Below are 26,896 nucleotides of genomic sequence, written 5' to 3'. Positions count from 1 at the left end.
AGGTCGGTGCGCTGCAGCCCGGCCAGGACGTCTGTGGGGAGCGCCGTGGCGCGTGAGGGCTCGAGGGGTTCGTCGTCGGTGACCGGCTCCGGCTCGGCTCCAGTCTCGGACTGGCTCGCGGTCGCTTCATGCTCGACGAGGAGCGCCACGAGCTCGGCGGGCCGGGCGAGGTAACCCAGGGCGATCGCGCGGACCTCATCGGCGGTCGCGTCCGGATGGCCCGGGGCGATGATCTCCGCGACCCGGGCCACGGTGGCCTGCACCCACGCGGCATCCCCCGCATCCAACCGGGCGATCAGCGTGCGCAGCCCGAACTCGTCGCTCCGGCCGAGCCCCACGTAGCGGCGGCGCCTCTCCTCCTCCACCCGCTGCTCGTGCAGGGCAGGGTCGGCCTCGATCACCTTGCCCTCGGCCACGGTCAGCACCCGCCCGGGTGCTTCGGTGGCGATCATCCGTGCCACCGCGACGTCGACGACCCCGACCACCGAAACCGGCAGGTGCCGCGACATCCGGGCGACCTTCCGCGCGACGTACACCTCCGCCGTCCCCTGCCGCACCACCCGCCACGTCAACGGGAGACGGTGCTGCAGGTCCAGCACGTCGGCCAGCGCGTTGATCGTGGCCGCCACGCCTGAGCTCCGCGCGAGGGCGATCTCACCCAAGGCGTGGTCCTGCACCCGCGGCGTACCCTCCCCACCCACACTGACCAGCGGGTTCATCCGGCGCACGAGACCGGTCGACTCGCCCGAGTGGACCGCCGCCCACGCAGCGATCACCTCCAGGTCACGCACCTCCGCCAACCGGCGGGCGCGCACCGCCTCCGCGGCTGCGTCCAACAGACCGCGAGACGAAAGGTGATCGAACATGTGTGCGATTCTACGCCCGCTTCGCGCGCGCCGCCACCGCGTTTCCCCAGGTTCGGCCGCGGGCCAGCCAGGGGGTGGGATATCTTCGTTCCACGGTTTTGAACGTGTTCAAAGGAGGGGTGATGGACGGGCCGATCCGCTGGCCGGTGGTCACGGTGATCATGGCGGCGATGCCGACCGTCGCGCTCCTCGCCTGGTGGCCGTTCGCGATCGTCGGGATCGCGGGGCCGTACCTCGTGCTCGTCGTGGCGGCGATCACGGCGAGCGTCCTGCTCTCCCGTCCGCGCCGGGGACCGCTCGCCCGCTCGGTGGGGGTCGGGCTGGCGGCGGGCCTGGGGGCGGTCGTCAGCGTCTTCGTCCTCGCTGCCCCGGCCCTCGCTCTCGGCACCGTCCTGGGCGGTGGCAGCGTATGAGCTGGTTCGGTCCCTCCAGCCTCGCCGGCGTGCTGCTGGGCGCGTACGGGATGGTCGTCATGGCGGCAGCGCTGTCGCTGCGCGGGGCAGGGTCGGGCACGCTCGTCGCGGGTCTCATCGCCGTCACGGTGGCCGCGCTGGTCGTCGCCCGCCTCAGCCGGGTCGGATGGATCCGGCACGTCGCCACGGGGGTGGTCTGCGGGATCGCGGGCGCCGTGCTGCTCAACGCGTTCCTGGGTGACTGGGTCGTCGCGCTCTGATCGGCAGCGCGCGACCGGGCCGCGTCGTACGGTGTCGGCGTGGAGGGCGAGCACCGCGGGTTGAGCCGGCGCGAGCGGCGGTACGGCGACCGCTGGTCCCAGCGTCGCGGCCTAGGGTGACCGCATGCCTCTCTTCGAGCTGGACGGCGTCGCCCCGACCATCCACCCCGACGCGTGGGTCGCGGAGACCGCCACGATCGTCGGCGACGTGCGCCTGGGTGCGGGCGCGAGCGTCTGGTACGGCGCGGTCGTCCGCGGCGACGTCGGCACCATCACGATCGGCGAGGGCTCGAACGTGCAGGACGGGTCGGTGCTCCACCTGGTCACGGCCAGCCACCTGCGGATCGGCTCGGGCAGCACCGTCGCCCACGGCTGCATCGTCCACTGCCTCGAGGTCGGCGACGGCAGCCTCATCGGCAACGGCTCGACCGTGCTCGACGGCGCCGTCATCGGCTCCGGCGTGCTCGTCGCGGCGGGCTCGCTCGTGACGCCCGGCACCCAGGTCCCCGACGGCAGCCTCGTGAAGGGCGCACCCGCGAAGGTCGTCGGCCCGATCGAGCCGGGGAGCACGGCGGCGGGGATCCTGGAGCGGAACGCGCGGCAGTACGTCGAGCTCGCCCGCCACCACCGCGCGACGGTGAAGCGGATCGACTAGGTTCGCCATCCGCCGACGGGGGTAGAGGGTGGCGATGGATCTGGGCGCGATGTGGCCCATAGCGGTGTACGCGTCGGTGCTCCCTGTCGCGCAGATGGTCAACGACCGCAAGTGGAGCGGCGACGAGGGACGCGAGCGTCTGCTCGCGCTCGACCCGATGGCGGCACGCAACGTCCTCGACGCCTACCAGTTCGGTGCGCCCACCCGTCGTTCCCGCCGACGCCGCGCAGTGCTGCGGGTGGCGGCTCTCGCGGGCCTGATCGGGTACGTCGCGTCCGTCATCCTCAGGTGGGGGTGGGCAGGACTCGCCGTGCTGTCGCCCCTTTTCCTGCTCGGCATCGCGGCCGGCGCGTCCCGCGCCAAGGTCCGCGGGCACGTCCTCGCCGTGCTCGATGAGCGCGAGGACATCGCGACCCGCGAGGTCAGCAGGCGCGGCCGCCGTCGGTCCGCCCAGATCCTGATCGCGTCAGGGGTTGCATTCGGTGGCGCTTTCCTCGCCGGCTGGGCGGCGGAGCGGTGGGACCACGCGGTGCTGTGGGCTGCCATGGGAGCGCTCCTGCTCCTCTCCTTCTGCCTGCTGCTCGGCGCAGCCTGGGCGGGCAGCTGGCGCTACGGCGACGAGGAGCCCGCGTGACGTCGCTCCTGCTCCAGGCCGTCCTCTGGATCGCGTTGCCACTCAGCTGGGCCCGCCAGGACCGTCGTTTCCAGGGCGAGGCCGGCCGCCACCGTCTTCTCGCCCAGGCCCCGGGCGACGCCTGGGCCGAGACCGTCGCCTACCGGCGGAGCTTCTTCTTCGTCATGCTTCTCGTGATGACGGTCTTCGCGACCCTCGGCACGGGTGCCGCCCTCGTCGCCGGCCAGGGGCGGGCGGCTCCGGTCGCCCTCGCTGTCGCCCTCACCTGTGCCTATGCCGCGCGCTCCAACCGCCGCACCGCGGCCCACGTCCTCGCCGTCCTGGCCGAGCGGGGCGCCGAGGTCCGCCCGACCCCCGAGGAGCGCAGTGCGCTGCGCCGTCGCCGTACGTCGCTCCTGCTCATCGTCGCAGCGGTCCTGTACGCCGCGGGCACCGTCACCCTCGTCGTCGCGGCCTCGTGGGGTTCGACGCCGTGGACCGCTGTCGGTTGGACCCTCGTCGGAGGCGGCACGCTCGCGCTCATCGGCGCGGGCTGGGCGCGTGCGTGGCGCTACGGCGACGAGGAGCCGGCGGCGGGCTGACGCACGCGAGGGCGGCCCGTGGGCCGCCCTCTGCTCCAAGGTGTAGCCCCACCCCGGGGCTTGCGGCAAGACCCTCCTCGCCCGGCAGAATCCCGGCTCGCTCGCCTCCGAGCCACCCTCTCCCCGCCGGAACGGAGCCCTGTGCCGACCCCTGTCTTCACCCTCCCCGCCGCCCTCGCCGCCAAGGCGACGCCTGCCCTCACCGCCGCCGACGAACGCCACTTCGCCATGGTCGCCACCAGCATCGCCGCGGCCGTCGCCGACCTCGAGACCCAGCTCGACACGGCCCGCCGCGCGGGGGTCGCGCAGGGACAGGAGGCGCTGGAGCGCGACCAGCTGGTGCGCCACCTGTCGACCCGGCTCCGCCTGCTGCGCCGGTTCAGCCTCGACCTCTGCCTCGGCCGGATGGTGCCGGCGGACGGCGACCCGGTGTACGTCGGGCGCCTCGGCCTCAGCGCCCCCGACGGCCGGCGCCTGCTCGTCGACTGGCGCTCGCCCGCCGCGGAGCCGTTCTTCGCCGCCACTCCCGCCGACCCGCGCGGCCTCCGCAGTCGCCGGCGCTACCGCTGGACCAACGGGTACGTCACGGACTTCTGGGACGAGAGGCTCGCCCCGGGCGACGAGACGCCGCTCGCCCTCGACGACGACTCCGCGTTCCTCGCGAGCCTGGCCGAGGGCCGCTCGGGCCGGATGCAGGACGTGCTCGGCACGATCCAGGCCGACCAGGACGCCATCGTGCGGGCCGGTTCCCGCGGCGCGCTCGTCGTCGACGGCGGTCCCGGCACCGGCAAGACGGTCGTCGCGCTCCATCGCGCGGCGTACCTCCTCCACGCCGACCCGCGCCTCGGCGAGGGCCGCGGCGGCGTGCTGTTCGTCGGGCCGCACCGGCCCTACCTGGCCTACGTCGCCGATGTGCTCCCCAGCCTCGGCGAGGAGAGCGTGCGCACGTGCACGCTCCGCGACCTCATGCCGGAGGGCGCGACCGCGGTCGAGGAGACGGATCTCGAGGTCGCCCGGCTCAAGGGCACCGCGACGATGGTGGGGGCCGTCGAGCCGGCGGTGGCGCTCTACGAGGAGCCGCCCACCGCGAGCCTGCTCGTCGAGACGTCGTGGGCCGACCTCTGGATCGGTGCGCGCGACTGGGCGGAGGCGTTCGGGGCCGCGGATGCCGGTACGCCGCACAACGAGGCCCGCGACGACGTGCGGGACGCGCTGGTCGAGATCCTCGTGGACCAGGTCGACGAGGTGCCCCGGGAGGTGCTGCGCCGCGAGCTCCGCCGCCACCCGGCGGCACCGCGCCGGCGACGGCAGCGGGAGGACGCCGAGGAGGTCGAGCGGGAGCGCATCTCCGGGGTGGTCGACCGGCTCCTCGAGGCGGGCGCCGACCCCGACGAGGGCGTCGGGCTCGTGACGATGCTGCGCCACGACGACCTGCGCGACCAGCTCGTCGACCTCGGCGGCCTGCCCGAGCCCGACCCCGACCACCGCGCCGGGCCGTTCGCGCACGTCGTCGTCGACGAGGCGCAGGAGCTCACGGACGCCGAGTGGCAGATGGTGCTCCAGCGCTGCCCGTCCCGCAGCGTCACCGTCGTCGGCGACCGCGCCCAGAGCCGCCGTGGCTTCCCCGAGCCGTGGGGCGAGCGGCTCCGGCGCGTGGGCGCCGACCAGGCCCGCGTCGCCACCCTCACCGTCGGCTACCGCGTCCCGGAGGAGGTCATGGCCGCGGCCGCCCCCGTGATCCGTACGGCGCTGCCCGACGCCAACGTGCCCCTCGCGGTCCGGCGCGGTGGACGCCCCGTGCGGCACGGTTCCACCGGTGAGCTCGCCGACGTGCTGACCGCCTGGCTGGCCGAGCACGACGAGGGCACGGCGTGCGTGGTGGGGCGGGCGGGTGCCGTACCGCCGCTGCCCGACGCCGTCGTCCGGTCCGGGCGCGTGCGGGTGCTCGACCCGGTGCTCGCTAAGGGCCTGGAGTTCGACCTCGTCGTGCTCGTCGCCCCGGACGCCTGGGGCGACGGGATCGCCGGCGCCGTCGACCGGTACGTCGCCATGACCCGCGCGACCCGGGAGCTCGTGGTGCTCACCGGCGGCGCCCGGCGATGACCTAGGTTCGACCGGTGCCTGCCGCCACGCCCGGTCGCGCCCGCCTGGGCGTCGCCCTCATGTTCTTCACCAACGGGGTGCTCTACAGCGCGCTGCTGCCGCGCTACCCCGAGATCAAGGCCGCCCTCGACCTGTCCAACACGGCGTTCGGTCTCGTCGTCGTCGCCTTCCCGGCCGGCGCGGTCGCCGCCGCCGCGGTGGCGGCCCCCGTGGTGCGTCGCTTCGGGGCTCCGATGGTGACGGCCGTCGGGTCGGGCGTGCTGGCGGCGGCGATGGCCGTGGCGGGCTTCCACCCGAGCGTGCTCGTGCTCGTCGCGGCGCTCGCGCTCGGCGGGATCCTCGACGCCGTGGTCGACGCGGCGCAGAACGTGCAGGGCGTCGCCGTCGAGCGGTGGGCGGGCCGCTCGATCATCAACTCGCTCCACGCGATCTGGAGCCTGGGCGCGGCTACGGGCGGCGTCATCGGCGCGTTCGCGGCGGCCCAGGACCTCGCGATCGGCACCCAGATGATCGTCAACGGCATCGTCTGGACCCTCGTCGCCGTGCTCGGCGCCTGGCTCGCCGTGCTGCCGCCCGCCGCCGCTCCCCTCGCCGACGAGCTCGCCGACACCCCCGCGCCCCCGGCCGGCCGGTGGACGGCCCTGCGGCTCGTCCTCCCGCTCGTCGTGCTCGCGATCTGCGGCACGCTCGTCGAGGACGTCTCCAACAACTGGGCCGTGCTCTACCTCGGCACCGAGGCCGGCGCCCCCGTCGGCATCGCCGCCCTCGCGCTCACCGTCGTGCTCGTCAGCCAGTTCGTGGGCCGGCTCGTCGGCGACCCGATGACCGACCGCTGGGGTCGCGAGGCCGTCGCCCGCAGCGGGGGGCTGCTCATCGCGGCCGGGATGGCGCTGGCGATGCTGCCCGCGCCGTACCCGGTCGCCTTCGTCGGCTTCGCCCTCATGGGCTTCGGCAGCGCGACCCTCGTGCCGGCCGCCTTCGCCGCCGCCGACCGCGTGCCGGGGCTGCCCGCCGGCACCGGCATCGCGCTGCTCGGCTGGCTGATGCGGATCGGGTTCCTCGTCACCTCACCGGCCGTCGGGGCGTTGTCGGACGTCGCGAGCCTCCGCGTCGCCCTGCTCATCCCGCTCGCTGCAGGCCTCCTCGCCGCGGTGCTGTCGCACCGGGCGGGGCGGGTCAGGCCGGCGGGTCAGAGCGGCGGGAACGTCGGCGTGAGCGACGAGTCGTAGACGACGGGGAGGGTCTCCAGCACCGTGGTGCCGTCGAGCAGCTGCAGCGTGCACGAGCCGTCGGCGCTGTCGTTGAGGCCGTCCTCGAACCAGAACGAGGTGCCGGTCAGGATGAACGAGGTCGGCTCGCTGTAGAAGTCGCCGGTCCCGTCGTGCACCAGGTTCGACGAGTAGTCGCCGAACGTCTGGCTCGTCGACGTGCGCGGCGTCCAGACGATGCGCGCGTTGGTGATCGGTGGCCCGGTGACGGTCACGTCCAGGCGGTACTCGGCCGGCACCGGCTCCCCCTGGATGAAGTACCGCGTCTGCTGCACCACGAACCGGCTCGTCCCTCCCGACGCGGCGAAGGCGGGGGCGGCGGCGACGACGCTGACCGCGGGCACGGCCCACGCGGCGGTGCGCACGACCGTACGGCGCGTGGCGCGCGCGGCGGGGACGGGGGAGGTGGTCATGGGCGGGAGCCTAGGGCGAACCACGTTCGGGTGAGGGCGATATCGCGAAACCGACGTTTCGTGATGCGGGGTCGCGCCGCCCGATGCCCGAGGATGGCCGCATGGACCACAGCGCCCACAGCACCCCCGGGGCGAGCGGCATCGAGGGCGACGAGCTGGTCGCGGAGCTCGCCGGCCAGGCACGGATGCACGGCCACGCCGTCATCGCGGTCGCCGGCGGCGAGGACGGGCCGTCGTTCGCCTACACCGTCGGGCTCGCGGGCCTGCGCCATCCGGGGCGCCCGGGCCACCCCGAGCTGCTCGCCGTCATGGAGAGCCAGGAGACGGCGTACGCGCTCCTCAACGACCTCGCCTTCCGCGTGCGCGACGGGCACGTCCGCCTCGACACGCCGGCGGTCTTCGCGGCCGACGCGACGGGTCGGTACGACGCGGTGGCCGCCCCCGTGCCGCCGGTGGTGGCCGCGGAGCACGTGACGATGGCCGACACGGTGGCGCGGGCCCAGGGCTGGCCGGCGCCTGTCGGGGTCACGCAGGTGCACCTCATGGACGGCGACCGGCACTGGCCGTGGGAGACGACGGAGCGCTACGGCCCGCCCGTGCCGGGCAGCGTGCTCAGCGCCGTGCCCGACGTCGCGCGCCTGCCGCGGCTCGAGCTCGCGCCGTACGAGCGGGAGGTGGCCCCCGGCCTGCCCTACGACACGGTCGCCCACGTCTGCCTCCACGTGCAGCGGGCCGAGCGGCCGGCGCGCTACGCCTTCCGGGAGGACGGCGGGTGGTCGTTCGTGTGCGGCGAGGGCGGCCACGACTGGGACACCGAGGTGCGGGCCGCCGTGCTGGGCCGGCTCGTCGAGCTCGACCCGACGATCGCCCCGCTCCTCGACCTGCCCGACGAGCACGAGGCGACCCGGGACGAGCCCGGCGACGCCTGGGTCAGGGCTGCGTCATCGCCCGGAACGCGGTGACGGCCTCGCCGTAGAGCGTCACGAGGTCCGGCTCGCCGTACGTCGCGGGGTCGTCCATCGCCTCGGACCACCGGTCGAGCGCGGCCCGCACGACGGCGGTCGTGACCTCCACGAGCACCCGGGGCGTCGGGTCGGAGGGCGCGGCGCCGGTGAGCTCCGCGAGGAGCGCGGTGAACCCGGCCCGCCGCTCGTCGTCGACCGCGACGGCGGCTGCCCGCAGGGTCGGCTCGGTGCGCAGCAGCCGGTAGAGCGAGCGGAGCTGGCGACCCGAGGCGCTCCGGCCGTTCTCGTGGCGGCGCAGCACCTCGGTCCACAGCGACTCGAGCTGGGGGAGGAGCGGTTCCGTGGGCCGCAGCGCCGCGACGCCGGCCTCGAACGCGTCCTCGATGTCCGCCTGCACGAGGAGGGCGGCGCGCTCCTTCGTCACGGCGTACCGGTAGAAGGTGCGCGACGAGACCCCGGCCGCGGCGGCGATGTCGTCGGAGGTGCACCCCGCGACGCCGTGCTGCTCGAAGAGCGCCAGCGCGGCCGCGCAGATGTCCTGCTCGGTCTGGCGGCGACGGCGGTCGCGCAGCGTCGTGGTCATCCGGCCTCCTCGGGTTCCCATGCTAGACGCTCGTCAGTTCGTGTCTAGTTGGCAGTCACTGCCACAATGCTCGGGTCGAGAAAGGACCCGTGTGACCACCGAACAGACCCGCCCCACCGAGACCGCCACCGAGACCGCCGCTCCCGCCCTGCCCCGCGGCGTCGTGCCGCTGCTCGTCGTCTCCGCCTTCGTCGTGATCCTCAACGAGACGATCATGGGCGTCGCCCTGCCGCAGCTGATGACGGACCTCGAGATCTCCGCCGCCCGCGCCCAGTGGCTGACCTCGGCCTTCCTGCTGACGATGGCCGTCGTCATCCCGCTCACGGGCTGGCTGCTGCAGCGCTTCCACGTGCGCACCGTGTTCCTCGTGGCGATGACGACGTTCTCGCTCGGCACGCTGCTCGCGGCGGTCTCACCCGGTTTCGGCCTGCTCGTGACGGGTCGCGTCGTGCAGGCGGTCGGTACGGCGATCATGATGCCGCTGCTGATGACCACCATCCTCACGACGGTGGCGCCCGAGCGCCGCGGTCGCATGATGGGCACGATCTCGATCGTCATCTCGGTGGCGCCCGCGATCGGCCCGACGGTCTCCGGCCTCATCCTGCAGGACCTCGGCTGGCGCTGGATGTTCTGGATCGTGCTGCCCATCGCGCTCACCTCGCTCGCGCTCGGCGCCGTGTGGGTGCGCAACGTGACGACGCCGGGCCGTCCGCCCCTCGACGTGCTCTCCGTCGTGCTGTCGGCGGTCGCGTTCGCGGGCCTCATCTACGGGCTGTCGAGCATCGGCGAGTCCGCCGCCGGCCACATCCCGGTGGCGCCGTGGATCCCCGTGACCGTCGGCGCGATCGGTCTCGTGGCGTTCGTCGCCCGCCAGCTGGCGCTGCGCGAGCGGGCGCTCATGGACCTGCGCGCGTTCGGCACGCCCGCCTTCAGCATCGCCGTCGGCCTCGTCGCCGTCAGCATGATGGCGCTCTTCGGCACGCTCATCCTGCTGCCGATCTACCTGCAGACCGTGCTGGGCCGCACGACGCTCGAGACGGGCCTCGTGCTCCTGCCGGGCGGCCTGACCATGGGCCTCCTGGCGCCGGTCGTGGGACGGCTCTTCGACCGCCACGGGCCGCGGCCCCTCGTCGTGCCCGGCGCCGTCGTCGCCAGCGCCGCCCTCTGGGCCATGTCGCTGCTCGACGTCGACACCGCCCTCGGGGTCGTCGTCGCCATCCACGTCGTGCTGAGCATCGGACTGGCGCTCATGTTCACGCCGCTGCTCACGTCGGCGCTCGGCTCGCTGCCGCAGCACCTCTACTCCCACGGCAGCGCCATCGTGGGCACGGCCCAGCAGGTCGCCGGCGCGGCCGGTACGGCGCTGTTCATCACCGTCATGACCCGACGCTCGGCGGCCGAGCTGGAGGCGGGGCTGGGCACGGCCGCCGCAACGGCCGAGGGCGTCCACGCCGCGCTGCTGTGGGGCGGGATCATCTCCGCCGTCGCGATCGTGGTGGCGTTGTTCGTGCGGCGGCCGCAGGCCCTGTCGGACTAGGTGCGTCCGGGTATACAGGGCCCACCTCGGGTGACGCAGACGACGCCGCGGCGTGCGACCAGGACGGGTGGTGCAGGTGGGGAAGACCGCGTTCAACGTGGGCGGGGCGATCGTCGTGGGACTGATCGTCTACCTCGTGACCGCCCACCAGGTCGTGCCGGCGTGGTCGGTGATCGCGTTGGTCGTGGCCGTCGCCGTCGGACTCGCGATCTGGGGAGCGACGCGACAGACCAAGCGCCTGGAGGACGGGGCGGAGTGACGTCGTGGTGACCGCGGCGGCACGTCACCCCGCGCGGTCGTGCAGCGTCACGTGGTAGCCGTCGGGGTCGGCGAACGTGAACGTCCGCCCGAACGGACCGTCGATCGGCGCGCTCACGATCCGGTGGCCGTCGGCCGCCAGCGCGTCGTGGATCTCCTGCACGCCGGTGGCGTGGAGCCAGATAGCCGCCCCGATCCCCCGCGGGCCGACACAGCCTCGCGCAAGCGACCGCGGCCGTCCGCGCCGTCGAGGTCAGGATGCTGAGCGGGCTGACCCCGGCCGAGCAGGTCGAGGCGTTCGGCAGCCTCCGGAGCATGGCCGCGGCGCTGCGCGAGCAGCCCTAGGGCAGGATCGCGTCGACGTACCCGCCGTCGGCCCGCACGGCGGCACCCGTCGTCGCGGACGCGAGGTCGGAGCAGAGGTAGACGACGGTGTTCGCGATCTCCTCGGGCTCGAGGAGGCGCTGCACGAGCGAGGCGGGCCGGTGCTCGCGCATGAACCGTCGCTGGCGCTCCTCCCAGGGGCCGTCGGTGCCGACCATCTCGGCGACGAAGTCCTCGACGCCCGGCGTGTGCGTGGGGCCGGCGATCACCGTGTTGACGGTGACGCCGGACCCCGCGACCGCCTTGGCGAAGCCGCGCGTGACGCCGAGCAGCGCCGTCTTCGTGACGCCGTAGTGGATCATCTCGGCGGGGATCGCGACGGCCGAGTCGCTGGCGATCGTGACGGCCCGGCCCCAGCCGCGCTCGGCCATGCCGGGCAGGTAGGCGCGCAGCATCCGCACGGCCGACATGACGTTGACCTGGAAGTACTGCTCCCACGTCGCGTCGTCGACCTCGAACGGGTCGATCGCGCCGAAGATCCCGAGGTTGTTGACGACGGCGTCCACGACGGGGAGCTGCTCCACCAGGCTCGCCGCGCCCTCCGTGGTGCCGAGGTCTGCCGCCACCTGCAGCACGTCGGCGCCCGGCACGGCCGTGGTGATCGCGGCCGCCGCCTCCGCGAGCGCCTCGGGCCGGCGGCCGTTGACGGCGACCCGCGCGCCGGCGCGGGCGAGCCCGGTGGCGATGGCCAGGCCGATGCCCTGGCTCGATCCGGTGACGAGGGCCGTCCGGCCCGAGAGGTCCAGCTGCACGGCGTGCTCCTTGGGGGTTCGTCGGTGGGGAGGGGATCCTCCTCACGAACAGGTGCTGCGGCCCGAGGATTCCGCGACCCACGGCTGCGCTCCCATGACGTCGGCAGCCCGGGCCCGGCCCAGGTTCCACTCGAGCCAGTCGTCGTCCGACGGCGACCAGCCCGGCGCCAGGCAGGCGCGCTCGGTCGCGGGCAGCTCGGCGAGCACCGGCACGGCGTCCTGGGACAGGCCGGAGAGGTAGTACCAGTCGATGCGGCCGGTCGCGTCGTACCGCTCCAGGTTCCGCTCCGCGATCCAGGCGTCGGGGTTGACGACGGCGAGCCCCAGCAGCGCGACCGCGCCGCTCAGCAGCGCGAACCGTGCCACCCAGGCCCCCCGCAGGGTGACGCCGCCGACGAGCACGGCCAGGACGACCACGCCGAGCCAGCCCTCGAAGACGTCGACGAGCAGGCGGAGGCGCGTGTAGCCGTAGGCCTCCTGGTAGAGGTCCATCCGGTGCAGCGCCGAGGCCACCACCACGAGGGTCTCGACGCAGAGCGCGCCGAGCGTGACCCGCAGCCACGCCCGGTCGGCGACCGTCTCCCGCGGCGCCTTCCGCGCGGCGACCCCGACGACGAGGAGCGTCAGCGCGGTGGCGACGGTGAGCTGCCCGAAGCCCTGGTGGACGTACTCGGCGTAGGTGAGCCCCGTCGTACGACGCAGGTAGTCGTGCCCGCCGAACACCACCGCCGCCTGCGCGACGAGGAAGGCCCCGAAGACGCCGACCACGACGAGCACGGGGGCCAGCCACTCGAAGCGGTGCGCGACGGGGCGGGCCGGCCGCGGGCCGCGGTCGACCTGCGGGGGGTCGAGGGCGAGGTACGCCGCGGCGAGCACCGCGCCGCCGATCGCCACCGTCAGGAAGGCCCGGAGCACGAGGGTGTCGACCGTGAGGTCGGGCAGGAGCGCGTCCACCCACTCCGCGAGGAGCGCGTCCGCCGAGGTCAGCAGGGCGCCGAACACGACGAGGCCCAGCACCGAGAGCACCACGGTCCGCAGCAGCGCGGCGCTCTGCCCGAGACCCGTCAGCCGGGCCGTCGTGCGGCCCAGCCACGGCAGGCCCCGGATGCCCGCGAGCGGCCACGACAGTCCGGCGAGCACGAACGCCGGGAGGGTGCGGCCCCGGGTGACCCCGACGACGCAGAGCGCCGCGCCCGCCAGCGCGCACAGGAACGCGATCCACTCCGCGTCGCGCACCGCGACCGTGGCAGCGAGCAGCGCGCAGAGCGCGGCGCAGGTCAGGGTGAAGGGATCGCGACGGTGCTTCGCCGCCCCGAGCACGACCCCGCCCGCGGCGAGGAGCACGAGCGCCGCGCCGATGCCGTGGTCGCGGAACGGCAGCACGACCGCGCCGAGCAGGCCCACGCCGAGCGAGGCGAGGAGCACCCCGAGCCGAGCGGGCACGCCGTCGTCGGGCCAGAAGTCACCGACCAGGTCGTCCACGACGCCGGGCACGCGCACCGGGACGTCGCGACCGGGCACGGGTCGGGGCGGCCTCGCGGGGAGGGGCGTGGCGCCGGTCGGGCCGGCGGGGGGCAGCGGTGCGGGCACGGGGGCCTCCGGGGTGGTCGGGGACGGGGACGGGGTCGGGACGGGATCGGCGGGGAGGTCGACCTGCACGTGGGCGCCGGCCGCACCGGCGGGATCGACGAACCGGATCGCGCCGCCGTGGAGGTCGGCGACCCAGCGGGCCACGGCGAGGCCGAGACCGGTGCCGCCGCCGGAGCCCGTGCCGAACGCCTCGAAGACGCGGGCGCGCTCGGCCGGCGGGACTCCCGGTCCGTCGTCGTGCACCTGCAGGCGCAGCCCGCCGTCGGGGCCGCGGCCCGCGTCGACGCGCACGGTGCCGCCCGCCGGGCTGTGCCGCGCGGCGTTGTCGAGGAGGTTGGCGACGAGCTGGTGCAGGCGCGCGGGATCGGCGCGCACGGTGAGGTCGACGGGGCTGACGTCGACGTCGTACGTCACCCCCCGGCCGCGGGAGCCCGCCGCGGTCACGGCCTCCGCGACGCAGGCGTCGAGGAGGTCGCCGACGTCGACGGACTCGGGGCGCAGCGGGGCGTGACCCGCGTCGACGCGGGCGAGGTCGAGGAGGTCCTCGACCAGGGCACTCATGCGCTCGGCCTGGCCCAGCGCGGTCGCGAGCGCGTCGTGGCGGGCCTCGGGGGTGGGGGCGCCGACGTCGTCGACGAGGTTCTCGAGCACGGCGCGGAGCCCGGCGAGCGGGGTCCGCAGCTCGTGGCTCACGGTGGCGACGAGCTCCCGCCGGCGCCGGTCGACGTCGCCGAGGTCGCCGGCCATCGTGTTGAACGCGCGGGCCAGCTCGCCGACCTCGTCGCGGGAGCCGTCCGCCACCCGGGCGGTGTAGTCGCCCCGCGCCATCCGCCGGGCGGCCGCCGTCATCTGCCGCAGCGGCGAGGTCATGCCGACCGCCAGCAGCTGGGTGACGGCGAGGGCGAGCAGCACCGTCACCGGCAGGCTGAGCCACAGCGGCACCGAGGCCGCACGCCCGAGGGAGGCGACGAGCGTCGCCACCGTCACGCTGGCGGCGACCAGCACGCCCAGCTTGACCTTGACCGAGCCGACACCGGCCAGGGGCTCCCGGCTCACGAGGTGCCCCCGGGCTCCAGGGCGTAGCCCACCCCGTGCGCGGTGCGCACCCGGTCGGCCCCCACCTTCGCGCGCAGGCCCTTCACGTGGCTGTCGACCGTGCGCGTGCCGGCGGCGTCCGCCCACCCCCACACCTCGGCGAGCAGCCGCTCGCGGGTCACGACCGTGCCGGGGTCGGCGGCGAGGCAGACGAGCAGGTCGAACTCCGTGGGCGTCAGGCGCACCTCGGTGCCGTCGCGCCACGTGCGTCGTGCGGCCACGTCGACCCGCAGGTCGCCGAGCTCCAGCACCGGGCGGGCCGCCGTCGGGACCGTCGCGAGCTCCGCCGCCCGCTCCACGCGGCGCAGCAGCACCCCGACGCGCGCCACCAGCTCGCGCATGCGGAACGGCTTCGTCAGGTAGTCGTCGGCGCCCACCCCCAGCCCCACGAGCACGTCCGCCTCGTCGTCGCGCGCGGTGAGCATCAGCACCGGGACGGGTCGCGTCGCCTGGACGCGACGGCACACCTCCAGCCCGTCGAACCCCGGCAGCATCACGTCGAGCACGAGCACGTCGGGCGCGTGCTCCCCGTGCGCCGCCACGGCGGCGGGTCCGTCCCAGGCCTGCGTGACGGCGTACCCCTCCGCCGTCAGGCGGTCCGTGACCGCCTGGTTGATGACGGGGTCGTCCTCCACGACGAGGACCGAGCGGGTGCGGTGGGCCATGCCGAGAAGGCTAGGAGCGCACGGGGCCGGGAGTGGGGGACGAACCGTGGAGGTTCCGTGCAGATCAGCGGGGGCGCAGCTCCTGCGTCCCGATCACGGACAGCAGCCGCAGCTTCTCGTGGCTCTCCGTGCCCGGGGTCGCCGTGAAGACGAGGAGGCCCTGGGACTGCTCCGCGTCGTACAACGTCTGGCAGTGCACCTCCAGCAGGCCCACCTCCGGGTGCCGGATCCGCTTGGTGCGCGGGTGCTTCACGCCGACCTCGTGCGCCGCCCACACCTCGCGGAACTCGGGACTCGTGGCCTCCAGGTCCGCGACCACGCGGCCGGGGAAGGAGTCCGGACCCTCGCGCGTGTACGCCGCGCGCAGGTCCGCGACGAACACCCGGGCGTGCTCCGGTCGGTCCTCGGCCGGGTAGCGGTCACGGCTCGTCGGGTCCGTGAACCAGCGGTGCACGACGTTGCGGGACAGGCCCTCGTGCGCCGTCTCGTCACCCAGCAGCGCCACCGCGGCCGGCGTCTGCACGAGGGTCTCCCCGGAGCCCGTGACCACCATCGCCGGCGTGTCGGCCAGGCGGTCGAGGATGCGCATGATGCCGACGTCGACGTGGTCGGAGCGGCGGGCGCGGCCGGGCGAGGCGTAGCCGCCGAGGCGGAACAGGTGGTCGCGCTCCTCCAACGTGAGCCGCAGGGCGCGGGCGAGGGACGTGAGCATCTGCTCCGACGGCTCCGGCCCGCGCTGCTGCTCGATGCGCCCGTAGTAGTCGGCCGACATCTGCGCCAGCGCCGCCACCTCCTCGCGCCGCAGCCCGCCGGTGCGGCGGCGGGCGCCGCGGGGCAGGCCGACGTCCTCCGGCTGCAGCGCCTCGCGCCGGGTGCGGAGGAAGTGGGCGAGCTGCGCGCGGTCCATGCCGCTCATCCTGCCCGGCCGTCGGGACGGCGCGTCACAGGTTCATCCCGCCCGAGGCCTCGATGCGCTGCCCGGTGACCCAGCCCATCGCGGGACCCGCCACCGCGGCGACCACCGCGCCGACGTCCTCGGGCTCGCCGACGCCGCCCATCGCGACGACCTGGGCGAGGTGGGCGCGCACCTCGTCGTCGTCGCGCAGCACGCCGCCCGCGAAGTCGGTGGCCGTGGGGCCCGGGGCCACGGAGTTCACGGCGATCCGGCGCGGGCCCAGCTCCTTCGCCAGGTACCGCGTGTAGACCTCGACGGCGCCCTTGACCGCGGCGTACACGGAGTAGCCGAAGGCGCCGACGAACCGGGCCAGGCCGGTGGACGTGGTGACGATGCGGCCGCCGTCCGCGACGAGGGGCACGAGCTCCTGCGTCAGCAGGACGACCGAGGTGAGGTGGACCGCCACGAGGCCCTGCACCTGGGCGGCGGTGGTGGCGCCGAGCGTCGTCCAGCCGGCCACGCCGGCGTTGTGGACGAGGGCGTCGAGGTGGGTGCGGTCGAGGGTGGCGAGTGCGCGCCGCACGTCGTCGGCGAAGGCCGCGAAGGAGTCCGGCTCGGTGACGTCGAGCCGGAGCGCGACGGCCCGTCGGCCGCGCGCCTCGACGGCGGCGACGACCTCGGCGGCCTCCGCCGCTGCGGAGCGGTAGGTGAGGAGGACGTCGCTGCCGCTCTCGGCGAGCGCCAGGGCGGCGGCGCGGCCGAGACCGCGGCTGCCGCCCGTGACGAGGGTGGTGCGGACGGGGCCGGCGGTGGGGCTGGAGGTGTGGCTGGGTGCGGGGTTCGTGGTCATGCCTCCACCGTGCGTCCGGTGCGGCCCGCGGAGAAGGTCGCGGTCATCCGGGGACAGGTGGTCCCTGGATGGTGCAACCACCCCTCTGAACTGGGTCGACACCGAACGGGTGAGGCTGGTTGCAGCAACAAGTGACGCGGCAGTCGAACACGCGTACCGTCGAGGGACACGTCCCCGGTCTCGGGTGCGTAATCGCAAGGAGGGCAGACATGCCCGACCAGATCATCCCTTCTCCCGACACGACCCCCACGGTCCCGCAGATCTCGCCCGTCGACATCCGGCTCGAGCCGGACGGCTCGACCGTCACGGTCCGCGGCACCATCGACCGGCGCAGCGGCCACGGCATGCGCACGTTCCTCGAGTCCACCGACCTGCGGACGGTGCCCGAGGTGACCATCGACCTCAGCGGCGTCGAGATGCTCCTCGCCGGCGGGCTGCGCGAGCTCGCGGAGGGCTTCCGCTACGTCCGTGACGGCGGCTCGACCGTCGTCGTGCACGCGCCCGACGGCACGCTGGCCGGACGCGTCATCGACGTGCTCCGCCGGATCGACGCCCGTGAGCACGCGGGTGTCCACGGCGGAAATGGAGTGGATCCCCTCCCGCCCGCTGCGTAGGCTCGCTCCCGTGGAGCTCTGAGGACACCCCCGACCGCGGCCCGAGGCACCTGTCTGCCCGCGTGGTCCCCGTCCTCCTCGGAAGAGCTCCCCGTGACCACCACTCCTGCTGCCGACTCCGCCCTCGCCCCCCTGACCGCCCGGGGGCTCGTGCGCTCCTACGGCGACCGCACCGTGCTCGACGGCCTCGACCTCACGGTGCCGCCCGGCACCCGGCTCGGGCTCATCGGTGAGAACGGCTCCGGCAAGTCGACCCTGCTGCGGCTCCTCGCCGGCGTGGAGCGCCCCGACGCTGGCACCGTCGTGCGTCCGCGCGACCTCGTCCACCTCGCGCAGGAACCGGCCGTGGGGCGGGACGGCCGCGCGACGCGCGGCACCGTCGGCGACCTCCTCGACGACGCGCTGCGGCCGCTGCACGACCTCGTGGCCGAGCTCGAGCGGCTCGCCGGACTGATGGCGGCGGGCGACGGTGCGCTCGACCCGCGGTTGGGCGAGGCGTACGACGCCGTGCTCGCCCGCGCGACCCACCACGACGCCTGGGACGCCGACCGCCGGGCCGAGGTCACGGCCGGGGTGCTGGGCGTGGCCGACCTCGACCGGGACCGTCCGGTCGCCGCGCTGTCGGGCGGTCAGCGCACGCGGCTCGCGCTGGCCGCGGCCCTGGTGCGGCGCCCCGACTGCCTGCTGCTCGACGAGCCCACCAACCACCTCGACGCCGAGGCGCTCGACCTGCTCGAGGGCGCGCTCGTGCAGCTGCCGGGGGTCGTCGTGGCGGCGAGCCACGACCGCACGTTCCTCGACCGGGTCTGCACCTCGCTGCTCGACGTGGACGCCGGTGCGCTCGGCACCGACGGCGCGGGCGGGCGGGTGTTCGGGGGGTCGTTCGGCGACTACCTCGCGCACCAGGAGGCCAGCCGGCGCCGCTGGGAGGAGACCTGGGCCGCGCAGCAGGACGAGATCGCGGACCTGCGGGCGGCGACCCGCATCGGGACCACCGCCGTGGCCCGCGGCCGTGGCCCGCGGGACAACGACAAGTTCGTCCACGCCTTCAAGGGCGCCCGCGTCGAGCGCACCCACGCGCGGCGTGTGCGCGACGCGGAGCGCCGGCTGGAGGTCGCGGAGCGGGGGGCCCTGCCGAAGCCGCGCCCGCCGCTGCGCTTCGCCGGCGCCCTCACGGCGAACGCGGGCGGCGACGGGCTCGTCGTGCAGGTACGCGACCTGGTCGTGCCCGGGCGCCTCACGCTGGAGCGCCTCGACCTCGCCGCGGGCCGGAAGCTCCTCGTGACCGGCCCCAACGGCTCGGGCAAGTCGACCCTGCTGGCGGCGCTGGCGGGGGAGCTGCCCGCCGGCCTCCCCGTCGGCGGCGTGCTCGAGGTGCGCGCCCGCACCGTGCGCCTGCTCCGGCAGGACCCCCTGGTGACCCACCCGCGGCGCACGGCGCGGGCCGCCTACCTCGCGGCCGTGGGGCCGGAGACGGCCGAGCGCGTCCCGCTGCGCTCGCTCGGCCTGCTGCCCCCGCGCGCCCACGCGACGCCCGTCGGGGCGCTCAGCGTCGGGCAGCGCCGCCGGCTCGACCTCGCGGTCGCCGTCGCCGCCGCGCCCGACCTGCTCCTGCTCGACGAGCCGACGAACCACCTGTCCCTGCGGCTCGCGGGCGAGCTCGAGGAGGCCGTCGGCGTCGCCCCGGGCACGGTCGTCGTGACCACCCACGACCGGTGGTTGCGGGCGCGGTGGACGGGGGACGAGCTGCGGTTGAGCGCGCCTCAGCCCCCGCCTCCGCCTCAGCCCCCGCCCGGCCGGAACGCGTAGACCGCCGCGAGTCGCACCCGGGCCACCGCCGCGTGGGCCTCGACGGCGAGGCGGGTGCGCTCGTCCGCGCCGTACCCCTCCAGCAGGGCGGCCGACCACCCCGCCACGAGCGCGGCGTCGAGCAGGCCCTGCCGGGCGCGGAGCTCGAGGTGGACGGCCATGTTGGCGAGGTCGAGCGCGGGGTCGCCGAGCGCCAGCAGGTCGAGGTCGAGCAGCGACCAGCTGCCCGTGGCCGGGTCCCGCAGCAGCTGCTTGTCGTGGAGGTCGCGGTGCAGCAGCACGGGCCGGTCCGGAGCGGGGACGGCGGCGAGGCGCGCGACCACGTCGTCGAGCCCGGCCGGCACCTCCGCCCCGAGCCCGTACGCCGCGGCGAGACCCACCGCCCGGCGCGTCAGGTCCGCTTCGTCCCCGTCGTCGTGGTGGGGCGTCCCGGGGGCGGGGGCGACGTCGTGCAGGCGCCGGACGAGGGCGCCGATCGCGTGGAGGTCGCTGGTGCGGACGGCGGCCCGCGTCGCCAGCAGGTCGTGCAGCGTCGTCCCGGGCAGCGCCTCGGTGACGAGGAGGGCGGAGGGCGCGCCGGGTCGCACGCGGGGCACCGGAAGGCCGGCGGCGGCCAGGTGCTCGAGCGTGGCGGCGGCCTCGGTGGCACGGTCCCCGCGCAGCACCTTCACGAAGTGCGGCGGCGCGTCGCCCCGGTCGACGCGCACGACGGCGCGGCGTTCGGGCCGGTGGGCGACGAGGTGGGTGCCGGGCGCGGCGACGAGGGGGGCGAGCTCCGGCAGGCGGCGGTCGGCGCCGTGGCGCTGCACGACGACGTGGTCCCCGTGGCGCTCGACGGCACCCGCGGGGGCGCCGGCCGCGGTGCGTCGCGCGACCCGGTCCGCCTCGTCGGCGTCGGCGATCCACTGGCCGGGCACGAGCATCCCGTCCGGCTGCCGGAGGTGCAGCAACAGGTGGGTGCTGCTGCGGGGCTGCGCGCGCTCGAGGTCGAGGCCCGCGGCGGCCACCTCGGCGCGGACGGCGGCGAAGCGCGTCAGCACAGGTCCTCCAGGGTGGTGAGCAGGGCGGTCGTGGTGCTCCGCCAGTCGGGTGCGCAGGTGCGGAACGGCTCGACGGCGCGCCGCAGGAGGTGGCCGGCGGTCCAGGCCCGGAGCGCCGCCGGGTCGGGGAGGGGGCGGACCGCGGCGTACCCCGCCAGCAGGTCCGCGTGCTCCCGCCCCTGGACCTGCCCCCGGACCTGCCCCCGGACCACGTCGTCAGCGAGGAGGTTGCCGAGGTCGTCGGCGGCCTCGCCGCGTCGGGCGCGGTCGAGGTCGAGGACCCCGATCCGTGGCGTGTCCGGGCTGCCGTCGAGCACGAGCTGGTCGCGGGAGAGGTCGCCGTGGAGGGTCACGACCGGCCCGAGCGGAGCGTCGTGCAGGGCCTGCGCCGCCCGCGCCGCGAGCGCGGCGATCCGGCCCGCCTCGGTGGGCAGGAGCAGGGCCAGCTGGTCGCGTGCCTGCGCCAGGGCCCGCAGCGGACGCTCCTCGAGCGGGAGCCCGGTCGCGGTCCCGTGCAGGTCCGCGACGGCGGCACCGGCGGGGCGTAGCGCCCGCGCGTCGGGGGCGCCGTCGAGCGGGCGACCCGGCACCCAGCTCGTGGTGAGCATCCCGCGGCGGGCGTCGGCGGCCAGCAGCCGCGGCGTCCCGGCCCGGCCCGCCAGCGCCCGCGGCCCCCGCAGGGCCGCGGCGTGGGCCGACGGCCGCACGACGCGGAGCACGGCCGGTCCGTCGGGACCCTCCACCCGCGCGACGACCCGTCGCTGCGGGTTGGCCGACAGCACGACGGCGTCCGCCGGCAGGCGCCGGAGGCCGGGGAGGTCGCGGTCGCCGACCAGGTACGTCGCGAGCACGCCCGCCCCGGGGTCCGCGGCCACGACGGCGCCGAGCCGGGCGGCCCGGGCGTGCGACTTCGCCAGCTTCGGCCGGGCGTGGCCCGCGGCGGCGAGCACGACGAGGTGGTCGGAGCCGCGGCGTACCGCGAGGGCGGCCGACGTGCCGGCCTTCACACGCAGGCGGAGCCGGGTGAGGTCGTCCGTGCCGAGCAGGTCGGCGAGCCCGTCGCCGAGGAGCACGTCGAGCCCGGGGACGCCGAGGTCGGGGACGCCGAGCTCGGGGAGGCCCCGGCGCTCGATCACCCGCTCAGCCGGCCGCACGGACCGCTCCCGGGGCGAGCACGACGGCGGGCGGGCCGTCGGCGACGACCTCGCCGTCCTCGAGCCACACCACGCGGTCGCAGTCGCGGGCGTGGGCGAGGTCGTGGGTGACGACGATCGTCGTGCGCCCGGCGGTGAGCCGCTCCAGGGCGACCAGCACCTCCGCCTCCGTGCCCTCGTCGAGGCCGGTGAGGGCCTCGTCGAGCACCACGACGGGCGCGCGGCGCACGGCGGCGCGGGCGATGGCGATGCGCTGCCGCTGCCCGCCGGACAGGGTGGCGCCGCGCTCGCCGACGACGGTGGCGTAGCCGTGGGGCAGGGCCTCGACGAAGTCGTGCGCGCCCGCGATCCGGGCGGCCTCCTCGATCTCCTCCCGGGTGGCGCCGGGCCGGCCGTGGGCGATGTTCTCCTCGATGGAGGTCGCGAACAGCACGCTCTCCTGCAGCACGACGGAGACCTGGCTGCGCAGGGACTCCAGCGTCAGGTCGCGCAGGTCGTGCCCGTCGACCCGCACGGCGCCGGCGTCGGGGTCGCGCAGCCGCGACAGGAGCCCGGCGAGCGTCGACTTGCCGGAGCCCGAGGTGCCGACGAGCGCCACCCGCTCCCCGGCCGCGACCCGCAGGGAGACGCCGCGGAGCACGGGTGCGTCGGGCGTGTAGGAGACCCAGACGTCGTCGAGCACGAGCTCGCCGCGCAGGGCCGGGGCCGTGCGGGCCTCGGGGTGGTCGCGCACGGTGGGCTCGACCTCCAGCAGGTCGACGACCCGCTCACCCGAGGCGGCCGCGGCGGCGATGCGGCCGGTGTACTTCGCCAGGTCCCGCATCGGCTTGAACGTCGCCTTCAGGTAGGTCAGGAACACGACGAGCTCGCCCGGCGTGAGCATCCCGGCGAGCACGCGCTGCGCGCCGACGTACAGGACCAGCGCGGTCGCGAGCCCGACCAGCACGTCGGTGCTCCGCTCGAGGCGCGCCGAGAGCCGCTTGGTGCGCACGCCCTCGGTGAGGCTGCGGCCGTTGCTCTGCGCGAAGCGGCCCTGGAGGTGGTCGGCGAGGCCGTAGGAGTGCACGACCCGCATCGACGAGAGCGTCTCCGTGGCGAGCGAGGCCAGCTCGCCCTCGGCCTTGCGCTGGTCCTTCGAGACGCCGTGGATGCTGCGCGACGTCTCGCGACCGGCGAGCAGGAACAGCGGCACGACGGTGACCATCAGCAGCGCCAGGGGCCAGTCGAGGAACGCGACGACGACGACCATCCCGAGCATCGTGACGACGTTGCCGACGAGCGGGAGCCCTGCGGTGACGACGACCTCCTTGAGGCGGCCGACGTCGCCGGTCACGCGCTGCACGAGGTCGCCGGTGCGTGCCTTGTCGTGGAAGGCCATCGGCAGTCGCTGCAGGTGGGCGTAGGCATCGGCCCGCACCCGGGTCAGCAGCCGGTTGCCGGCGAGCGCGAACGCCAGCGTCGTCAGGTAGGCGGCCACCGCCCGCACCAGCACAACCCCGAGCAGGGCGGCCGCGGCGATCGCCAGCGTGGCCCGGACGTCGCCCGGCGCGGCTCCCGCCACGTCGGTCCCCGAGGCGGCGATGACGGTGTCGATGACGACCTTGAGCGGCCACGGCTCGGCGAGCCGCATGAGCACCTCGACGAGCAGCGCCAGCATGCCGCCGGCGACGAGCGGGGTCTCCTTGCGCAGGTAGGGCCGCAGGTGGGTCGCGGTGCGCCGCAGTCCGGGCCCGGCCTCGCGCAGCGTCGTGGGCTTCTCACGCGACACGGGTGGCTCCTGTCGGGGGCAGGGTGGCGAGGGACGCGGTCACGACGTGGTCCCAGTCGAGCGCGAGGGCGGCGCGGCGGTTCGCGGCGCGGAGGGCGCGCCGCCGGGCGACGTCGTCGCGGAGGTCGGCCACAGCGGCCGCCAGCGCGGCGGGGTCACCGGGCGCCACGAGCGTGCCACCGTCGAGCAGGTCGCGGAGCCCGCCGACGTCGCTCGCGACGACGGGCAGGCCCGCGGCCAGGTACTCCGTCACCTTCAGCGGCGAGAAGTAGAAGTCGTCGAGGGGTGGGTACGGCGCGCACGCCACGTCCACCTGCTGCAGCAGCGCGGGCACCGCCGCGGCCGGTACGGCGCCGGTCCAGGTCACCCGGTCCCCGACGCCGAGCCGGTCGGCGGTGGCCCGCAGGCCGGCCGCCAGGGGCCCGTCGCCGACGACGAGCAGGCGGTGGCCGGGACCGAGCAGGGCGAGCGCCGCCAGGAGCGTCTCCACGCCGTGCCAGCCCTTGAGGGTGCCGACGAAGCCGAGGGTGAAGGGCCGGTCGGGATCGGGGCGGCCGTCGTGGACGGGTCGCTCGGCCGGCACGACGCGACGCGTGTCGACGCCGTTCCCGATCGTCGTCACGTGATCGGCCCCCAGCGAGCGCGCCCAGTCGCTGACCGCCGGGCTGACGCCGATCACGGACGTGGCGGCGGTCAGGGCGGCGCGGGCCGCGTCGTACGCCCCCGGCTCGTCCACCAGCACGCGGTGCCGGGCCTGCTCGAGCGGGAGGGGGGCGTTGACCTCGAGCAGGGACGGTACGGCGCGGGTGGCGGCCCAGGCCGTCGCCGTACGCCCCCACAGGGCGTAGCGCTCGTAGACGAGGTCGAGCGGGCGAGCCTGGTGGAGCCCGTCGAGCAGGTCCGCGACGGCGGCGTCGCTGGCCCGGGCGGCGTGCTCCCGGGCGGCGGGCTCGCCGCGGCCGACGCGCGGCAGGCGGTGGATCCGCAGCCGGGGGTGCGCGGCGAGGTCGGCGGCCGCGGTGTCGTCGGCCCGCGGGGTCAACAGGTCGACCTCGACGCCGCGGCGGAGCAGGGCCGCGACGACGGCCTGCACGTGCACCGAGGCGCCCTTCGTGCCGAGCACGTCGATGCCGGGGTCGGTCGAGACGTAGGCGACCCTCATGCCGGCACCCGCGCGACGCCGAGGTGGCGCTCGAGGAGGGCCACGTTGGTCCGCGTGTCGAAGGCCTCCTCGACACGGGCGCGGCCGGCGGCGGCGTACGCGGCCCGCAGCCCCGGGTCGTCGAGCAGCTCCTTCAGCGCGGCGGCGAGCGCGACGGGGTCGCCCTCCGGCACGAGCGCGCCGCTGCGGCCGTCGACGACGGCCTCGGGGATGCCCGTGACGGGGGTGGTCACGCAGGGCGTGCCGAGGGCCAGGGCCTCGAGCACGACCGTCGGGAGGCCGTCGCGGTTGCCGTCGGCGGCGACCCGGCAGGGCGCCGCGAGGAGCGTCGCGTCGGCGACGACCTGGAGCATCCGGTCCTGGGGGAGCGGGCCGAGGAGGTCGACGCGGTCGGCGATGCCGAGGGTGGCGACGAGGTCGCGCAGCCGGCCCTCCTCCGCGCCGGCCCCGACGAGGTGCACGCGCAGCGGGTCGCCGGCCCGCGCCAGCAGGGCGGTGGCCTCGAGGAGCACGTCGAAGCCCTTCTTCGGCACGAGGCGACCGACGGCCGCGACCGTGCGGGTGGCGCGACGGCCCGTGTGCAGGGCGAACCGGTCGAGGTCGAGGCCGTTGTAGACGCGCACGACGTTCGCGGTCGGCGCGAGGCCGCGGAGGTGCTCGACGTGGAAGTCGGAGACCGTCACCACCGTGTCGACGCCCGCGAGGTTGGCGTGCAGGGCGTCGGCGTCGAGACCGTCGTGGAAGACGTCCTTCGCGTGGGCGGTCAGCGAGCAGGTGATGCCGGCCAGCCGGGCGGCGACGCGGGCGACCGTGGCCGGGGTGTCCGCGAAGTGCGCGTGCAGGTGGGTGAGGCCCGCCTCGACGGCCTCGGTCGCCACGGCGAGGGCAGCCGCGCCCGTCTCGGCGGGAAGCGCCAGCACGTCGTCGAGGTGCGCCGCGAGGCCGGGGAGCCGACCGTGGGCGGCCCGCAGCGCGTCCCAGACGGCGGTGCCCTTGGGGCTCCGGGTGAGGTGCGGCAGGTAGGTCACCGGCGCCCGGAGGTCGCCCAGCGCGGCGTGGAAGCGACCGTCGTCGGGGGAGCGCAGCGACAGCACGCGCAGCTCCAGCCCGCGGGCCTCGAGGGCGAGCAGCTCGGTGAGCACGAACGTCTCGGAGAAGCGCGGGAACATCGTCAGGACGTAGCCGACACGGGTCGCAGGCAGCCGGTTCTCGGGCAGCCGGTCATCAGGCAGCCGGTTCTCAGGCAGTGGCACGGGAGGTCTCCTCGGCGAGGGTGGGGGCGAGCAGGTCGTCGACGAGCCGCGGCAGCCGGCCGAGCCCGTCGAGGTCGAGGTCGTGGGGGGTCGCTGCGCGGCGTACGGCGCGGTCCAGCCACCCCGCGAGCAGCGCCGGTGTCGCGTGCTCGGCCCGGACGTGGTCGAGCCCCGTGTGCGGCGCGAGGCCCTCGGCGCGCACGAGCTGCTCGCGGCGCGGGGACGTGCGGGGCACCACGAGGGTCGGTCGCCCGGCGGTGAGGAGCTCGCAGACGGAGTTGTAGCCGCCCATGCTCACCACGGCGGCCGCGCCGGCCACGAGCGGGCGGGTGTCGCCGACGAAGGAGTGCACGTCGAGGTCGGGGCGGTGCGCCGCCAGGTCCTGCAGGCGCTGCCGCTGGGCGACCGGCATGCAGGGTCCGGTGACGAGGACGGCGCGGTGACCCGCGGGGAGCGGGGTGCGGGCGACCGTGTCGGCGAGGAGGTGACCGTCCTGTCCGCCGCCGACGAGGCACAGCACGTAGGGCTGCTCCGGGGGCGTCGGGTCGCCCGCGGGCGGCGTGGTGACGTGGCCGCCGCGGCCGTGGGCGAGGTAGCCCGTGTGCCGCACCATCGCCGCCACGTCGTCCGGGAGGCGCAGCGTGGCCGCGAGGTCGTGGACGCGGGGGTCGCCGTAGACCCACACCGCGTCGTACGACGCCCGCACGGCCGCCGTCGTGTCCTCCGCCTCCCACTCGGCCCGTGCCGTCGCCGGGTCGTCGAGGACGTCGCGGAGGCCCAGCACGACGCGGGTGGGCAGGCCGCGGGGACCGACCGTCGAGCGCAGCGTGCGGAGCGCGGCATCGAGCTCGCCGCCCAGGCCGCGCGCCACCTTGTCGACGACGACGAGGTCGGGGGAGAACGCGGCCAGGGCGCTCTCGATCATCCGGCCCCGCAGGTCGAGCACCTCGCCGAGCCGCAGGCCGAGGGACGCGGCGGCGTAGGCGCCCGGACCGTTCTTCGCGACGCCGGGCAGCACGACCACCTCCGCGCCCGGCGGCAGCGGGAGCGCGGCGGCCGCGGGCGTGCCGGTCAGCAGCAGCACGTCGGTGCCGGGCCGTGCGGCGACCAGGGCGGCGGCGATCTCGATGTTCCGGCGGACGTGGCCGAGACCCTGGGTGTCGTGGGAGTAGAGCGCCACCCGGCGGCGAGGTGAACGGGGCATGACCGGAACCCTGCGGGCGGTCGGTGACGCCTGCGTGAGGCCGGGATGAGAGGACTCTCATGCCGGTGGCACGTCGCTCGCTCGGGGAACGTCGGATCACGGGCTCCCCCGAGCAGGTGACGCGC

27 protein-coding genes are annotated in these 26,896 nt (G+C 75.8%); 12 read left to right on the top strand and 15 right to left on the bottom strand.

Annotated elements, in window-relative coordinates; all coding sequences use genetic code 11:
• Positions 1-866, bottom strand: an 866-nt coding sequence (locus G3T38_RS06655; protein ID WP_206675804.1) for a hypothetical protein, incomplete at its 3' end; no start/stop codon positions are given.
• A gap of 122 nt (positions 867-988) precedes the next feature.
• On the opposite strand from G3T38_RS06655, the gene G3T38_RS06650 reads away from it, so the two are divergent.
• The 7 genes from G3T38_RS06650 (at position 989) to G3T38_RS06620 (ending at position 6,741) form a co-directional block, all read left to right on the top strand.
• Positions 989-1,279, top strand: coding sequence for a hypothetical protein (locus G3T38_RS06650; protein WP_163771299.1), 291 nt, complete (start codon positions 989-991; stop codon positions 1,277-1,279).
• Positions 1,276-1,539, top strand: a complete 264-nt coding sequence (locus G3T38_RS06645; protein WP_163771298.1) for a hypothetical protein — start codon at positions 1,276-1,278, stop codon at positions 1,537-1,539. Before G3T38_RS06650 ends, G3T38_RS06645 begins: the two co-directional genes overlap by 4 nt.
• A 124-nt stretch (positions 1,540-1,663) precedes the next feature.
• A complete protein-coding gene (locus tag G3T38_RS06640; RefSeq protein ID WP_163771297.1) occupies positions 1,664-2,194 on the top strand; it encodes a gamma carbonic anhydrase family protein in 531 nt (176 codons plus the stop codon).
• A gap of 34 nt (positions 2,195-2,228) precedes the next feature.
• Positions 2,229-2,828, top strand: a complete 600-nt coding sequence (locus tag G3T38_RS06635; RefSeq protein ID WP_163771296.1) for a hypothetical protein — start codon at positions 2,229-2,231, stop codon at positions 2,826-2,828.
• Positions 2,825-3,409 (top strand): hypothetical protein, encoded by a 585-nt coding sequence (locus G3T38_RS06630; protein WP_163771295.1) that lies wholly within the window; start codon positions 2,825-2,827, stop codon positions 3,407-3,409. The genes G3T38_RS06635 and G3T38_RS06630 overlap by 4 nt, the downstream gene beginning before the upstream one ends.
• A gap of 141 nt (positions 3,410-3,550) precedes the next feature.
• Positions 3,551-5,512, top strand: coding sequence for a HelD family protein (locus G3T38_RS06625; protein ID WP_338037498.1), 1,962 nt, complete (start codon positions 3,551-3,553; stop codon positions 5,510-5,512).
• A gap of 14 nt (positions 5,513-5,526) precedes the next feature.
• On the top strand, positions 5,527-6,741 hold the full coding sequence (locus G3T38_RS06620; protein WP_206675803.1) for an MFS transporter: 1,215 nt from the start codon (positions 5,527-5,529) through the stop codon (positions 6,739-6,741).
• On the opposite strand, the gene G3T38_RS06615 is transcribed toward G3T38_RS06620, so the two are convergent.
• Complete coding sequence (locus G3T38_RS06615; protein WP_163771294.1) at positions 6,702-7,193, bottom strand: hypothetical protein; 492 nt, start codon at positions 7,191-7,193, stop codon at positions 6,702-6,704. The genes G3T38_RS06620 and G3T38_RS06615 overlap by 40 nt on opposite strands.
• A 101-nt stretch (positions 7,194-7,294) precedes the next feature.
• On the opposite strand from G3T38_RS06615, the gene G3T38_RS06610 reads away from it, so the two are divergent.
• Positions 7,295-8,155 (top strand): DUF4262 domain-containing protein, encoded by an 861-nt coding sequence (locus G3T38_RS06610; RefSeq protein WP_163771293.1) that lies wholly within the window; start codon positions 7,295-7,297, stop codon positions 8,153-8,155.
• On the opposite strand, the gene G3T38_RS06605 is transcribed toward G3T38_RS06610, so the two are convergent.
• Positions 8,124-8,741: a TetR/AcrR family transcriptional regulator gene (locus G3T38_RS06605; RefSeq protein ID WP_163771292.1), complete on the bottom strand. Its 618-nt coding sequence runs from the start codon at positions 8,739-8,741 to the stop codon at positions 8,124-8,126. The two genes, G3T38_RS06610 and G3T38_RS06605, sit on opposite strands and share 32 nt — an antisense overlap.
• A 91-nt stretch (positions 8,742-8,832) precedes the next feature.
• Between G3T38_RS06605 and G3T38_RS06600 the strand changes: the two genes are divergently transcribed.
• Both G3T38_RS06600 and G3T38_RS06595 read left to right on the top strand, forming a co-directional pair.
• The gene (locus tag G3T38_RS06600; RefSeq protein WP_338037497.1) at positions 8,833-10,278 is read left to right on the top strand and encodes a DHA2 family efflux MFS transporter permease subunit; all 1,446 of its coding nucleotides are present in this window, start codon (positions 8,833-8,835) and stop codon (positions 10,276-10,278) included.
• Positions 10,279-10,348: 70 nt separating this feature from the next.
• Positions 10,349-10,537: a hypothetical protein gene (locus tag G3T38_RS06595; protein WP_163771290.1), complete on the top strand. Its 189-nt coding sequence runs from the start codon at positions 10,349-10,351 to the stop codon at positions 10,535-10,537.
• 24 nt (positions 10,538-10,561) lie between these two features.
• Here the strand turns inward: G3T38_RS06595 and G3T38_RS06590 are convergent, their stop codons facing one another.
• From G3T38_RS06590 to G3T38_RS06565, 6 genes are all read right to left on the bottom strand, one after another.
• Positions 10,562-10,699: a VOC family protein gene (locus G3T38_RS06590; RefSeq protein WP_460786211.1), complete on the bottom strand. Its 138-nt coding sequence runs from the start codon at positions 10,697-10,699 to the stop codon at positions 10,562-10,564.
• Between the two features lie 178 nt (positions 10,700-10,877).
• Complete coding sequence (locus G3T38_RS06585; protein ID WP_163771289.1) at positions 10,878-11,672, bottom strand: SDR family oxidoreductase; 795 nt, start codon at positions 11,670-11,672, stop codon at positions 10,878-10,880.
• A 42-nt stretch (positions 11,673-11,714) separates the two neighbouring features.
• Entirely contained in the window at positions 11,715-14,318 is a 2,604-nt protein-coding gene (locus G3T38_RS06580; RefSeq protein ID WP_163771288.1) for a DUF4153 domain-containing protein, read from the bottom strand.
• The gene (locus tag G3T38_RS06575; RefSeq protein WP_163771287.1) at positions 14,315-15,022 is read right to left on the bottom strand and encodes a response regulator transcription factor; all 708 of its coding nucleotides are present in this window, start codon (positions 15,020-15,022) and stop codon (positions 14,315-14,317) included. Before G3T38_RS06575 ends, G3T38_RS06580 begins: the two co-directional genes overlap by 4 nt.
• Before the next feature lie 64 nt (positions 15,023-15,086).
• Positions 15,087-15,929, bottom strand: coding sequence for a helix-turn-helix transcriptional regulator (locus G3T38_RS06570; RefSeq protein WP_163771286.1), 843 nt, complete (start codon positions 15,927-15,929; stop codon positions 15,087-15,089).
• Between the two features lie 34 nt (positions 15,930-15,963).
• Entirely contained in the window at positions 15,964-16,767 is an 804-nt protein-coding gene (locus G3T38_RS06565; RefSeq protein ID WP_163771285.1) for an SDR family NAD(P)-dependent oxidoreductase, read from the bottom strand.
• Positions 16,768-16,976: 209 nt separating this feature from the next.
• Between G3T38_RS06565 and G3T38_RS06560 the strand changes: the two genes are divergently transcribed.
• Positions 16,977-17,381 (top strand): STAS domain-containing protein, encoded by a 405-nt coding sequence (locus G3T38_RS06560; RefSeq protein WP_163771284.1) that lies wholly within the window; start codon positions 16,977-16,979, stop codon positions 17,379-17,381.
• Positions 17,382-17,474: 93 nt separating this feature from the next.
• Positions 17,475-19,190, top strand: coding sequence for an ATP-binding cassette domain-containing protein (locus G3T38_RS06555; RefSeq protein WP_163771283.1), 1,716 nt, complete (start codon positions 17,475-17,477; stop codon positions 19,188-19,190).
• Here the strand turns inward: G3T38_RS06555 and G3T38_RS06550 are convergent.
• From G3T38_RS06550 to G3T38_RS06525, 6 genes are read right to left on the bottom strand one after another with little or no spacing between them, the layout of a single operon-like run.
• Positions 19,163-20,230: a phosphotransferase gene (locus tag G3T38_RS06550; protein ID WP_163771282.1), complete on the bottom strand. Its 1,068-nt coding sequence runs from the start codon at positions 20,228-20,230 to the stop codon at positions 19,163-19,165. The two genes, G3T38_RS06555 and G3T38_RS06550, sit on opposite strands and share 28 nt — an antisense overlap.
• Entirely contained in the window at positions 20,224-21,384 is a 1,161-nt protein-coding gene (locus tag G3T38_RS06545; protein ID WP_163771281.1) for an aminoglycoside phosphotransferase family protein, read from the bottom strand. Before G3T38_RS06545 ends, G3T38_RS06550 begins: the two co-directional genes overlap by 7 nt.
• Positions 21,371-23,152: an ABC transporter transmembrane domain-containing protein gene (locus G3T38_RS06540; RefSeq protein WP_163771280.1), complete on the bottom strand. Its 1,782-nt coding sequence runs from the start codon at positions 23,150-23,152 to the stop codon at positions 21,371-21,373. The genes G3T38_RS06545 and G3T38_RS06540 overlap by 14 nt, the downstream gene beginning before the upstream one ends.
• Positions 23,142-24,314 (bottom strand): glycosyltransferase family 4 protein, encoded by a 1,173-nt coding sequence (locus G3T38_RS06535; protein WP_163771279.1) that lies wholly within the window; start codon positions 24,312-24,314, stop codon positions 23,142-23,144. Before G3T38_RS06535 ends, G3T38_RS06540 begins: the two co-directional genes overlap by 11 nt.
• Positions 24,311-25,567 (bottom strand): glycosyltransferase, encoded by a 1,257-nt coding sequence (locus G3T38_RS06530; RefSeq protein WP_163771278.1) that lies wholly within the window; start codon positions 25,565-25,567, stop codon positions 24,311-24,313. The genes G3T38_RS06535 and G3T38_RS06530 overlap by 4 nt, the downstream gene beginning before the upstream one ends.
• Positions 25,554-26,771, bottom strand: a complete 1,218-nt coding sequence (locus tag G3T38_RS06525) for a glycosyltransferase family protein (protein WP_163771277.1) — start codon at positions 26,769-26,771, stop codon at positions 25,554-25,556. The genes G3T38_RS06530 and G3T38_RS06525 overlap by 14 nt, the downstream gene beginning before the upstream one ends.
• Positions 26,772-26,896: the final 125 nt, after the last annotated feature.

It is taken from the genome of Nocardioides zeae, assembly GCF_010686755.1.
Lineage (GTDB): Bacteria > Actinomycetota > Actinomycetes > Propionibacteriales > Nocardioidaceae > Nocardioides > Nocardioides zeae.
The sequence above is the reverse complement of the archived record's forward strand: the minus strand, read 5'-3'. Positions and strand labels throughout refer to the sequence as shown.

Excerpts from the sequence above, each read along its gene's own strand:
- G3T38_RS06650 (WP_163771299.1), top strand. The coding sequence starts at position 989 with ATGGACGGGCCGATCCGCTGGCCGGTGGTCACGGTGATCATGGCGGCG.
- G3T38_RS06645 (WP_163771298.1), top strand. The coding sequence starts at position 1,276 with ATGAGCTGGTTCGGTCCCTCCAGCCTCGCCGGCGTGCTGCTGGGCGCG.
- G3T38_RS06640 (WP_163771297.1), top strand. The coding sequence starts at position 1,664 with ATGCCTCTCTTCGAGCTGGACGGCGTCGCCCCGACCATCCACCCCGAC.
- G3T38_RS06635 (WP_163771296.1), top strand. The coding sequence starts at position 2,229 with ATGGATCTGGGCGCGATGTGGCCCATAGCGGTGTACGCGTCGGTGCTC.
- G3T38_RS06615 (WP_163771294.1), bottom strand. The coding sequence starts at position 7,193 with ATGACCACCTCCCCCGTCCCCGCCGCGCGCGCCACGCGCCGTACGGTC.
- G3T38_RS06610 (WP_163771293.1), top strand. The coding sequence starts at position 7,295 with ATGGACCACAGCGCCCACAGCACCCCCGGGGCGAGCGGCATCGAGGGC.
- G3T38_RS06605 (WP_163771292.1), bottom strand. The coding sequence starts at position 8,741 with ATGACCACGACGCTGCGCGACCGCCGTCGCCGCCAGACCGAGCAGGAC.
- G3T38_RS06575 (WP_163771287.1), bottom strand. The coding sequence starts at position 15,022 with ATGGCCCACCGCACCCGCTCGGTCCTCGTCGTGGAGGACGACCCCGTC.
- G3T38_RS06570 (WP_163771286.1), bottom strand. The coding sequence starts at position 15,929 with ATGGACCGCGCGCAGCTCGCCCACTTCCTCCGCACCCGGCGCGAGGCG.
- G3T38_RS06565 (WP_163771285.1), bottom strand. The coding sequence starts at position 16,767 with ATGACCACGAACCCCGCACCCAGCCACACCTCCAGCCCCACCGCCGGC.
- G3T38_RS06560 (WP_163771284.1), top strand. The coding sequence starts at position 16,977 with ATGCCCGACCAGATCATCCCTTCTCCCGACACGACCCCCACGGTCCCG.
- G3T38_RS06535 (WP_163771279.1), bottom strand. The coding sequence starts at position 24,314 with ATGAGGGTCGCCTACGTCTCGACCGACCCCGGCATCGACGTGCTCGGC.
- G3T38_RS06525 (WP_163771277.1), bottom strand. The coding sequence starts at position 26,771 with ATGCCCCGTTCACCTCGCCGCCGGGTGGCGCTCTACTCCCACGACACC.